This window comes from Phenylobacterium sp. CCH9-H3 (assembly GCF_001557235.1).
Taxonomy (GTDB): Bacteria; Pseudomonadota; Alphaproteobacteria; order Caulobacterales; family Caulobacteraceae; genus Phenylobacterium.
On sequence record NZ_LSJI01000077.1, the window covers coordinates 49,709 to 60,126 of the forward strand.

Below are 10,418 nucleotides of genomic sequence, written 5' to 3' on the forward strand. Positions count from 1 at the left end.
GGGCGCTACTGCTTCTTGGCGGGCGCCGCGGCCGGCGGCGGCGCGGCGCCTTCGGTCGGGCGGACCAGATCGTTGTCGAGCAGGAAGGCCGCGGCGTTCTGGACGACGCGGGTTCCGGCGGGCGGGCCGCGGACGAGCTGGACGTAGCCGCCGCCGCGCGGGCCGGTCTGCACCGCCACGCGCTTCACCCGGTTGTCGGCGCCCACGGTCATCACGCTGGCGCCGTCGGCGTCGTAGCGGATCGCGGTCTCGGGCACGGCCAACGCCTGGCCCGCCGCGTCGGTGAAGACGGCGCGGGCGAAGCCGCCGGCCCGGATGTCGGGACGAACCGGCAGCAGGATCCGGACCTCGCCCAGCTTGGTCTGCGGGTCGATCTGCGGGCTGATCAGACGCACCCGGCCCTGGGCGACGGCGCCAGACGGCAGGGTCACGGTGGCGGTCTGTCCGACGCGGACGCGGGCGAGATCGGCCTCGCCCAATTCGGCCGAGAGTTCGACCTGGCCATCGCGGGCCATGCGGAACCAGGGCGTCGCGCCGCCCGCCGACAGGTCGCCGGGCCGCACGGTCTTTTCCAGGATCAGGCCGGAAACCGGCGCGGTGACGGCGAGCTTGCGCCGTTGGGTCTGCAGGTTGCGCAGGTTGGCCGCCGCCGCCTGGGCCTGGAAGCGCCGCTGGACGATCTGTTCCTGACTGAGCACGCCCTGGCCGTCGAGGTCGGCGACGCGCTTGGCCTGGTCCGCGGCCTGGGCGGCCTGGGCCTGGGAAGCGGCGATCTGGGCCTCGAGCAGCGTGGGATCCAGCTGCACCAGGGTCTGGCCGGCGCGGACATAGTCCCCGACGTCGGCGAGGACGCGGGACACACGATAGCCGGTGACCTCGGGCATGACCGCCGCCTCTTCCCGCGGGACGAGATCGCCGGACGCGGTGAGGCCGCCGACCACCGAGCGCGGCTCGATCCGGATCACCCGCACGGCGCGGGCCTGGTCCTTTTCGGACACCTTTTCGGGCGGCTTCTTGCAGGCGCTGAGCGCCAGCACGGCGGCCAGGGGCAGAAGGGCTTTGGCGAGCTTCATGCGTCGACTCATTTGGCGGATGCGTAGGCCTGGGCGGGCCAGCCGCCGCCCAGGGCCTTGTAGGCCTGGACCGAGCGGCGGAGCGCCTGGACCTGGGCCGAGGTGAGCTGGGTGCGCACGGCGCGCCAGGCCTGCTCGGCGGAAAGGGTGGAGTTGAGATCCGTCAGGCCCCGGGCGTAGCCGATGCGGGCGGCCTGGTAGGCCTTGGCGGCGCGGGCCTCGCCCTCGGCGAGCAGGGCCACGCGGCGGCGGTCTGCGTCGAGGTTGACCAGCGCGCCCTCGGCCTCCTGGAACGCGGTCTGCACGGCCTTCTCGTAGGCCGTGACCGCCTGTTCGGTGCGGGCGTTCTGCACCTTCAGCTCGGACAACAGGCGCGGGATGGACAGCACCGGCTGCATCACCGAGCCGCCGATCGACCAGTTCTGGGTCTCGGTCGTGAAGCCCGGCTGCTCGATCCGCTGCCAGCCCAGGCCAGGGCTGAAGGTGAAGGTCGGGAAGAAGGCGAGCTGCGCCAGGCGCTGCTGGCCCGCGGCCGAGCGCACCGCCGCCTGGGCGCCGCGCACGTCGGGCCGCCGCTGCAGCAATTCGCTTGGGATCGCGGCGGGCACGGGCGGCGCCTGGCCCACCAGGGGCGGCGCGTCGATGCTGGCGGTCGGGTCGACCACGCGGCCCGCCAGGATCAGGATGGCGCGCTTCTGGACCTGGAGCTGGGCTTCCAGGGCCGCCACCTGGCTCTGGGCCTGGGCCAGGTCGCCGGCGATGCGGTCAGGTTCGGTGGTCGCGGCCAGGCCGTTCGCGGCGCGCTTGGCCGCGACGTCGTAGAGATCCTGCTGAATGCGGGCCGTCTCGCGCGCGTCGGCCAGCTGGATCGCCAGGCCCCGCGCCTGGAACCAGGCGTCGGCCGTGTCGGCCGCGATCTGGGCGCGGGTGGTCTCGTAGGCGTAGAGGACCCGATCGACCTCGGCGTTGGCGGAGCGGTAGGCGAACAGCGCACGGCCCCAGGGGTCCAGCTCCCAGCTCACGTCGAAGCCGGCCGAGTACTGGCGGGACACGCCGCTGGTGGAGAAGCCTGGAATACTGGCGGACGTGCCGCCGATCTGCTCGGTGTCGGTGCGCCGGCCCGAGGCGGTTGCATCGCCTTGCGGAAGGTATTGCAGGATCGCGGCCGTCCGCTGAGCCTTGACCTCGTCGATCCGCGAACGGGCCGTCCGGACGTCTGTATTGCGGAGCAACGCCTGTTCGATCAACGCCGTCAGTTCAGGGTCGCCATAGGCGGTCCACCAGGTGTCGAGCGCGATCGCGCCGCCCGGGACGCCGGCGGGCGCCTCGAAGCCGGCGGGCAGGCTCACGTCCGCCTTGCGCGGCGTGGCGCAAGCCGTGAGCGCAAGCGCGGTCAGGGCGATGTAGAGGCCAGGGCGGCGGATCATCGTCGGCAGGGCTTTGGAACCGGCGTTGTTGAACAGGACTTTGTATCCCCCGGCGCACGATCTGCGCAGGGCCCATATCCCCTGACATCGCCTCCGCCAGCGACTCTTGCGGTCACCGTGCGGCAAGCCGTCTCGCTTAAACTCCGTATGATGTAAAGTGTTTTATCTGTAATGTGGCCGAGACGATGACACGGGAATTCGCAGGCGGGGGAGACCCAAGGCGCAGCATCGATCTGCTGTGGGGCCTGTCCGAGCCCGGCCGCCGGGGCCCCAAGCCGCGCTATTCGGTCGATCAGGTGGTGGAGGCGGCGGTGGCCGTGGCCGACGCCGAGGGGCTGCAGGCCATCTCGGTGCGCCGCATCGCCCAGGAACTCGGCGTCTCGCCGATGTCCGTCTACACCTACGTCCCCTCCAAGGCCGAGCTGGTCGGGCTGATGTTCGACCGCATCCTGGGCGAGGGCGACGTGCCACCGCCCGAGGGGCAGGGCTGGCGCGAGGCCCTGACCTTCGTGGCCTGCGAGCGCTGGCGGCTCACCGAGCGCCACCCCTGGATGCTGGACCTGGCGCTGCACCGCCCGCCGCTGGGTCCCAACCTGGTGGCCCGGCACGAAATCGCCCTGCGCATCCTGGACGCCACTGGCCTGGACGACCTGACCAAGGACCTGGTGATCGATGTGCTGCACAGTTTCCTGGTCGGCGCCCTCTTGGAAGCGCGGGAGGCGCGTGAGGCCGAACGGGTCAGCGGCCTTACCGACGAGCAGTGGTTCGCCATGGCGGAGCCGGCGCTGACCGCCCAGCTCGACGCCGACAAATACCCTCATGTGCTGCGGCTGGGCGAGGCGTGGCGACAAGCCGACAAGGCGGTGTTCGCCGACCCGCTGTGGCGCTTCAAGTTCGGCCTCGGCGTCGTCCTCGACGGGATCGGGGCCCTCATCCAGGCGCGGGCGCCCAGGGGCTAGCGAACCGTGCGCGTCCCCTCTAGGGTCGCGCAACTTTCGCCCCCCAATCGAGTGAGTTGATGCAAAAGCTTCTCCTGAGCGCGGCCGTGTCGGTGATCGCCGCGACCTCGGCCCTGGCCGCACCCTCGGCCGTCGACGTCGGCCGGATCCTGAGGGACACCCAGGTGTTGTCGTCCGACGCGTACGAGGGCCGCGCGCCCGCCAGCGAGGGCGAGAAGAAGACCGTCGCCTACCTGATCGAGCAGATGAAGGCCGCCGGCCTGCAGCCCGCCGGCGACAAGCAGAGCGACGGCAGCCGCGCCTGGACCCAGGACGTGCCGCTGGTGCGTTCGGCCACCAAAGGCCCGGTCGCCGTGAGCGTCACCATGGACGGCGAGACCCGCACCTGGACCCAGGGCGAGGAGATCGCCATCCGCGCCACCATGATCGGCGACCGGCTGACGGTGAAGGACGCGCCGGTCGTGTTCGTCGGCTATGGCGTGAGCGCGCCCGAGCGCGACTGGGACGACTTCAAGGGCATGGATCTGAAGGGCAAGGTAGCCCTGGTCCTGGTGAACGACCCCGACTTCGAGACCGGCGAGGGCGACTTCGGCGGCAAGGCCATGACCTACTACGGCCGCTGGACGTACAAGTTCGAGGAGGCGGCGCGGAGAGGCGCCATCGGCTTCCTGGTGATCCACGAGACCGCGCCCGCCTCCTACGGCTGGGCGACGGTCAAGAATTCCAACACCAACGAGATCTTCGACGTCATCCGCAAGGATCCGAGCACCGACCATGCGCCGCTGGAAGGCTGGGTGCAGCGCGACCAGGCCGTGGCGATGCTGGCCGCCGCAGGCCTCGACTTCGAGGCGCTTAAGAAGGAGGCCCAGACCCGTGCGTTCAAGCCGGTGGAGCTGAAGGGCGTGACCTTCTCGACCGACTATGCGGTGGATGCGCAGAAGGTGGTCTCGAAGAACGTCGTCGGCGCCGTGCCCGGCTCGAAGTACCCGGAGGAGCGCGTCTTCTACACCGCCCATTGGGACCATCTGGGCGTCGGTCAGCCGGATGCGAAGGGCGACACCATCTACAACGGCGCCCTCGACAACGCCTCCGGCACGGCGATGCTGCTCGAGCTGGGCCGCGCCTTCGCAAAGGGGCCGAAGCCACAGCGCACGGTCGTGTTCCTGGCGGTGACGGCCGAGGAGAAGGGCCTGCTGGGTTCGGAGTACTATGCCTCGTCCCCACTCTATCCCCTGGCCACGACGGTGGGGGTGATCAACATGGACGGCGTTGGGCCCAGCGGCCTGGCCAAGGACTTCACCACCTCGGGCAATGCGCCGCTGACCCTGCAGGACGAACTGATCTCGGTGGGCAAGACCCACGACCGGTACTACAGCCCCGACCCGCGGCCAGAGGCGGGCAGCTTCTTCCGCTCGGACCACTTCCCGTTCGCCAAGGTGGGCGTGCCGGCGATCAGCTTCGGCGGCGGCCAGGACCTGGTCCAGGGCGGCAAGGCCGCCGGCATGGCCCGGCGCGCCGCCTACACCGCCAACCAGTACCACCAGCCCGCCGACGAATTCGACCCGAACTGGGATCCGAAGGGCTTCGAAGCCGACGGGACCCTGCTGTTCGACCTCGGGCAGAAGCTGGCCAACAGCCGGATCTGGCCGGAGTGGAAGGTCGGCGCCGAGTTCAAGGCCGAGCGCGACAAGACCAGGGCGCAGCGGAAGTAGGACGCGCCGGCGCTGCGAGAACATCTTGAGAACGTCCACGGCAGACGCTAACTGTGACGGCGAACGAGGGAGGCGCCATATGGCTGAGGCCGGCAGGATCCGTTGCGGTATCGGCGGGTGGACCTTCGAGCCGTGGCGGGGCGTCTTCTATCCCAAGGGCCTGAAGCACGCCGCCGAGCTGGAATATGCCAGCCGGCATCTCACCGCGATCGAGATCAACGGGACCTACTATTCCAGCTTCAAGCCGGAGAGCTGGGCCAAGTGGCGCGCGGCCACGCCCGAGGGTTTCAAGTTCGCGGTGAAGGCCTCGCGGTTCTGCGTGAACCGCAAGAAGCTGACCGACGCGAAGCCCTCCATCGAGCTCTTCATGGGCCAGGGGATGGAGGAACTGGGGGACCGCCTGGGCCCCATCCTGTGGCAGTTCATGGCCACCAAGAAGTTCGACTACGACGATTTCGCCGGCTTCTTCGACCTGCTGCCCGAGACCCTGAACGGCGGCCGGCTCCAGCACGTCATCGAGGTGCGCAACGGCACCTTCGCGGACCCCAAGTTCGTGGGCCTGTGCCGCGAGCGCGGGGTCACGATCTGCGTGTCGGAGAACGAGAATTATCCCCTGATCCCCGACGTGACGGGCGACCTCGTCTACCTGCGGCTGATCTCGGCCGACGACAAGATCGAGACCGGCTATGCGCCCGCGGATCTCGACCTCTGGGCCGGGCGCTTCAGGGAATATGCGCAGGGCGGCGTCCCCGGCGACTTCACGCCGGTCGACCGCACCGGCCCGCCGGAGACGCCGCGCGACGTCTACGCCTTCGTGATCCACGAGGGGAAGGTGCGCGCGCCGGCGGCGGCGATGGAGTTCATCCGGCGGGTGGACCCGGGGTTCCGGATCCCTGCCGATTGAACTTCGCTACGACGCCAGGCTCCGGTCGCGGACGTCCATCCAGCCCGAGAGCGACATGGGCAGTTGTTCCGGCGCCAGGGTGCGGCCGCCGACCGGCGCCGGCACCGGCGTGCAGACTCCCGGCCCGGTGACGAACGGCACGCGCAGGCGCGCCGCCGCGTCGACTTCCGCCCGTCGGCGGACGTTGGTGACCCCCGGCCAGATGCGCCGCTGCTTATAGTGCACCAGGTGCTCGGCGAAGCGGCGCAGGGCCGAGAGCCGGACATGGTTGTCGCCCTCGGGCAGAACGAGGGTGACGCTGTTCACCGACTCCGCCGGCAGCTTCTCGATTTCGAATCCCGGGTCTGTGACCCGCAGGTCGATGGTCCCGAAATGCGGTTCCAGCAGCGCGCGCGCCTGCCGCAGGCCCGTGAAGGCTGGATCGCGGGGCACGTCATAGATGGTGGCGGCCAGTTCGCTCCGCCGCTCGACCGGCAACTCGGCCAGGAGGGCCAGGTAGGCGTCGCGAAGCGACGGCCGCGCCAGGCTGGTGAAGCAGATGGGCACGAAGATCAGCGGGCCCTTCGGCCGCTCCGACAGCAAGCGGGCGGCGATCCGCACGCAGTCGGCGTCGAAGGCGCTCGGCTCCTTCGGCATATGCTCGGCGCCGTCCACCACGCTGAGGTGGGTTTTCGCGTTCTGCGGGACGTACATCACCACGTCGCCATAGAAGACGCTGCGGGGAATGAAATAGACGCCCTGCACGCCCTCCCAGGCCGGGGGCGGCGGCGGAAGCGGCTCCAGCAGCTGACGCTTCAGGGACGACGCCGGGCGCCACTCCGCCTCCGCCGGGGCCGTTGCCGTCTCGGCGACGTCTTCCGCCCCGGCGCGGCACTCGGGCAGGATGCGGGTGAGCCGCCCCCCCGCGGGCAGCAGGCTCGGGTCGGCGATGGCGTCGACCACCTGCCGGGAATCCAAAGCCGCGAAGGCGGTCACGGCGGCGTGCGTCCCCTCGAACACGAGGAGGGCGACCTCGCCCTCCTCGGCCGTGCCGAACAGATGCCGCTGCAGTTCGTCCGACAGACGGCGCAGTTCAGCGAGGTCGAGTTCGTCGGACCGCGGATCGGTGAGCAGGAAGCTGACGTCGGTGAGCGGCGCGAACCGACGCGGCCAGGACCAGCGAGTTTCAAGATAGGCGCTGGCGAACTTGTGGACGAGTTGCTCAAGCGCGGGCAGCGGCATCAGATCGCCGTGCCCGGAGACGTCCACGCGGAGGCAGGCAACGGCGGTCACAACCCAAACCCCTTCAGCTTCACCTTAGGCAATCTCCAGTTGGGCACCTCATTAGACCAGCCCTTCCATTAGGTTAATGTTTTCCGCCATTTCGAGAACGCGGACCCCGTCGGCCGGCATGTTGTCTCGGGAGACGACCGGGCCTTGACTGGCCCTGCGTCATGAAACCGCAGATAGGCGACCAACAAGGAGGACAACCCCGATGATCGAGCTGTCGATCGACGACCTGATGTTCCGCCCCGGCCTGATGAAGGGCCAGCGCGTCCTGATCACCGGCGGCGGCACCGGTCTGGGCAAGGTGATGGCCGAGGCCTGTGTGATGCTGGGCGCCGAGGTCTACATCTGGGGCCGGCGCGGTTCGGTCATCGCCGACGCCGCCAAGGAACTCAGCGACGCGCACGGCGCCCTGGCCGGCGGGCGCTGCACGGGCATCGCCTGCGACATCCGCGTGCCCGAGGCGATCCACGACGCCATGGACGAGGTGTGGGCCGGCGGCGCGCTGACGGGACTGGTCAACAACGCGGCGGGCAATTTCATCAGCCGGACCGAGGATCTGTCGCCCAAGGGCTTCGACGCGATCGCCAACATCGTCTTCCGCGGGTCGTTCTTCGTCACCCTGGACGCCGGCAAGCGCTGGCTCGCGGAGGGCAAGCACGCCTCTGTGGTCTCGATCCTCACCACCTGGGTCTGGAACGGCGGGCCCTTTACCGTGCCGTCGGCCATGTCGAAGGCCGGGCTGAACGTCATGACCCAGTCGCTCGCGGTGGAATGGGGCAACCGCGGCGTCCGTTTCAACGCCATCGCGCCGGGACCCTTTCCCACCGAAGGCATGAGCGCGCGGCTCAATCCGGGCGGCGGCGGCATGCTCGGAGCGGCCGAGCCCACCATCCCGCTGAACCGCAACGGCGAGATGCGGGAGCTGGCGAACCTGGCCGTCTATCTGCTGGATCCAGGGTCGGCCTATGTGAACGGCCAGACGATCGCCATCGACGGCGGCTCGCACCTCAAGGGCGGCGGCGGGTTCGCGCGCCTGGCCGACTGGGGCGACGCGGAATGGGAGCAGGCCCGCAACGCGATCCGCGCCACGAACGAAAAGGACCGCGCCCAGCGCACGGTGTGAACCCAACGAAAAAGACGCCCCGGGGGCGGGGCGTCTTTGGGTATTTCTGCAGTCTTCGAACGATGCGGCTGCTTACGCGCCGCCCGGGAAGCGCATCGGGATCTTCACGTCGCCCGACTTGTCGCCCATCGGCATGGCTTGAGCCACGCACAGGGCGGCCTTGTCGAAGCCCTTGCCGGGCGCGCTGTCCGACAGGACGGTGCAGCCGTCGAGCTTGCCGCCGGCCGCCGTGCACTGAAGCATCACCGTCGCGGCGTCGCGCGTGTTGGCATTCTTCATCAGGCACTTAGACATGCTTTCCTGGAAGGAAGCAGCACTCGCCGCACCCGCCAAAGCAACGCTCAGAACAATACCACCGAAAAGAGAGACAGCTTTCTGCATCCCCACCTCCTGTTGAGAAACAATGATGGGGGAATACCGCCGGGCGGTGAACGAACCCTAAATTTCCCGAAAAAATGGGAAAAGTGAGAATCGGTTAGGGAGTTCCGTTCAGCATAGCCAGGCTCGCGGGGTGTGCCCCAAGGCAAGGTAGACATGCGGGGGACACCCAAATGAAGCGCTTTCGACTCGACGATCTGCCGTTGATGGTAAAGGTGGGCTTCGCGCCTGCGCTCGCACTGCTGATGCTGGCCCTGATGGCGGCCGGCGCAGTGGTGATCCAGCAGAACCAGATGCGCGAGCTGGAACAGGTGGTCCGCACGGACATGCCGAACAGCCTGCGCATGCAGAAGATCTCCGAACAGATCACCGGCGTTCACGGCGACCTCTATATTCTTCTCACCCATCAGGCCGCCCAGATGGAGACCGACAAGATCGGCGCCAGAAGCCAGCAGCTGATGGCCACCGTCGACAAGATCACCAAGGAAGTGGGCGTCGCCCGCGCCGCCGCGGCCCCTGCCCAGCGTCCGCAGTACGACAAGCTGCTGAAGGACCTGAAGGAGACGCGCGAGGCCCTGGACGTCATCGTCGCGATGATGAGCGCCGACTTCGCCTCCGCCGCCGGCTTCGCCGCGCCGTTCGAGGACCAGTACGCCAAGATGACCGCCAATCTGCAGGCGATCGTCGCGGCGACCCAGGCCCAGACCGACAAACAGGCCGCCGCCGCCAGCGAGCGGTCCAAGACCGCCCAGGCGGTCACCATCGCCGCCTCCGTCGCCACCCTGCTGATCACCGGCGTGATCGCCGTCTTCCTGGTGCTGAACATGCGCCGGGCCGTGCAGCGCATCGCGGGCGCCACCGAGCGCCTGTCGCGCGGCGAGAACGACGTCGATCTCGACAAGCTGGAGCGCAAGGACGAGCTGGGCGCCATCGTGAAGTCCCTGAACGTCTTCCGCGACAACCAACTGCACCTGGAGCGCATGCGCCAGGAGCAGGAGGAACAGCGGGCGGCCGCCGAGGCCACGCGCCGCGAGAGCGCCGCCGCCGCCGAGGCTTCTGCCGAGGAACAGGCCCGCGTGGTCGACTCTCTGGCGGGCGGGCTAGAGCGCCTGGCCGCGGGCGACCTCACCGTCCGCCTGCAGGAAGGTTTCCCCGGCTCGTACGAGAAGCTGCGCAACGACTTCAACGACGCCGTCGTGAAGCTGGAGAAGGCCATGTCGGCCATCGCGGCCTCCACGTCGGCCATCCGGTCGGGCGGCAGCGAGATCTCGGGCGCCGCCGACGACCTGTCGCAGCGCACCGAGCGTCAGGCCGCGACCCTCGAACAGACCGCCGCGGCGCTGGATCAGATCACCGCCACCGTCCAGCGTTCGGCCGAGGGCGCCACCCTGTCGCGCGAAGCCGTGGCCGCCGCCAAGACCGAGGCCGAGCGCTCGGGCGACGTCGTCAGCCGCGCGGTCACCTCGATGACGGCCATCGAGGCGTCGGCCCGCGAGATCAACCAGATCATCGGCGTGGTCGACGAGATCGCCTTCCAGACCAACCTGCTGGCCCTGAACGCCGGTGTCGAGGC

General features: G+C 69.3%; 9 protein-coding genes. 5 read left to right on the forward strand and 4 right to left on the reverse strand.

Annotation, left to right across the window (positions count from 1 at the left end; translation table 11 throughout):
• Window positions 1–5: 5 nt before the first annotated feature.
• A complete protein-coding gene (locus AX721_RS06995; RefSeq protein ID WP_231733379.1) occupies window positions 6–1,073 on the reverse strand; it encodes an efflux RND transporter periplasmic adaptor subunit in 1,068 nt (355 codons plus the stop codon).
• An 8-nt stretch (window positions 1,074–1,081) separates the two neighbouring features.
• Complete coding sequence (locus AX721_RS07000; RefSeq protein ID WP_068875293.1) at window positions 1,082–2,500, reverse strand: efflux transporter outer membrane subunit; 1,419 nt, start codon at window positions 2,498–2,500, stop codon at window positions 1,082–1,084.
• Between the two features lie 185 nt (window positions 2,501–2,685).
• Between AX721_RS07000 and AX721_RS07005 the strand changes: the two genes are divergently transcribed.
• The 3 genes from AX721_RS07005 to AX721_RS07015 all read left to right on the forward strand — a co-directional run bounded on the left by AX721_RS07005 (window position 2,686) and on the right by AX721_RS07015 (window position 6,075).
• Window positions 2,686–3,459: a TetR/AcrR family transcriptional regulator gene (locus AX721_RS07005; protein ID WP_068875305.1), complete on the forward strand. Its 774-nt coding sequence runs from the start codon at window positions 2,686–2,688 to the stop codon at window positions 3,457–3,459.
• Between the two features lie 59 nt (window positions 3,460–3,518).
• The gene (locus tag AX721_RS07010; RefSeq protein ID WP_068875294.1) at window positions 3,519–5,171 is read left to right on the forward strand and encodes a M28 family metallopeptidase; all 1,653 of its coding nucleotides are present in this window, start codon (window positions 3,519–3,521) and stop codon (window positions 5,169–5,171) included.
• A 79-nt stretch (window positions 5,172–5,250) separates the two neighbouring features.
• Window positions 5,251–6,075, forward strand: a complete 825-nt coding sequence (locus AX721_RS07015; protein ID WP_068875295.1) for a DUF72 domain-containing protein — start codon at window positions 5,251–5,253, stop codon at window positions 6,073–6,075.
• Window positions 6,076–6,081: 6 nt separating this feature from the next.
• Here the strand turns inward: AX721_RS07015 and AX721_RS07020 are convergent, their stop codons facing one another.
• Complete coding sequence (locus tag AX721_RS07020; protein WP_068875296.1) at window positions 6,082–7,347, reverse strand: hypothetical protein; 1,266 nt, start codon at window positions 7,345–7,347, stop codon at window positions 6,082–6,084.
• Between the two features lie 202 nt (window positions 7,348–7,549).
• On the opposite strand from AX721_RS07020, the gene AX721_RS07025 reads away from it, so the two are divergent.
• Window positions 7,550–8,467, forward strand: a complete 918-nt coding sequence (locus AX721_RS07025) for an SDR family oxidoreductase (protein ID WP_197422490.1) — start codon at window positions 7,550–7,552, stop codon at window positions 8,465–8,467.
• Between the two features lie 72 nt (window positions 8,468–8,539).
• On the opposite strand, the gene AX721_RS07030 is transcribed toward AX721_RS07025, so the two are convergent.
• The gene (locus tag AX721_RS07030) at window positions 8,540–8,848 is read right to left on the reverse strand and encodes an energy transducer TonB (RefSeq protein ID WP_068875297.1); all 309 of its coding nucleotides are present in this window, start codon (window positions 8,846–8,848) and stop codon (window positions 8,540–8,542) included.
• Window positions 8,849–9,018: 170 nt separating this feature from the next.
• Between AX721_RS07030 and AX721_RS07035 the strand changes: the two genes are divergently transcribed.
• Window positions 9,019–10,418: methyl-accepting chemotaxis protein (locus AX721_RS07035; protein WP_068875298.1), on the forward strand; the 1,400-nt coding region annotated here is incomplete at its 3' end.

Bases quoted from the DNA above. Each gene is read 5' to 3' on its own strand.
- AX721_RS06995 (WP_231733379.1), bottom strand. From the start codon at position 1,073: ATGAAGCTCGCCAAAGCCCTTCTGCCCCTGGCCGCCGTGCTGGCGCTC.
- AX721_RS07030 (WP_068875297.1), bottom strand. From the start codon at position 8,848: ATGCAGAAAGCTGTCTCTCTTTTCGGTGGTATTGTTCTGAGCGTTGCT.
- AX721_RS07015 (WP_068875295.1), top strand. From the start codon at position 5,251: ATGGCTGAGGCCGGCAGGATCCGTTGCGGTATCGGCGGGTGGACCTTC.
- AX721_RS07000 (WP_068875293.1), bottom strand. From the start codon at position 2,500: ATGATCCGCCGCCCTGGCCTCTACATCGCCCTGACCGCGCTTGCGCTC.
- AX721_RS07025 (WP_197422490.1), top strand. From the start codon at position 7,550: ATGATCGAGCTGTCGATCGACGACCTGATGTTCCGCCCCGGCCTGATG.
- AX721_RS07005 (WP_068875305.1), top strand. From the start codon at position 2,686: ATGACACGGGAATTCGCAGGCGGGGGAGACCCAAGGCGCAGCATCGAT.
- AX721_RS07010 (WP_068875294.1), top strand. From the start codon at position 3,519: ATGCAAAAGCTTCTCCTGAGCGCGGCCGTGTCGGTGATCGCCGCGACC.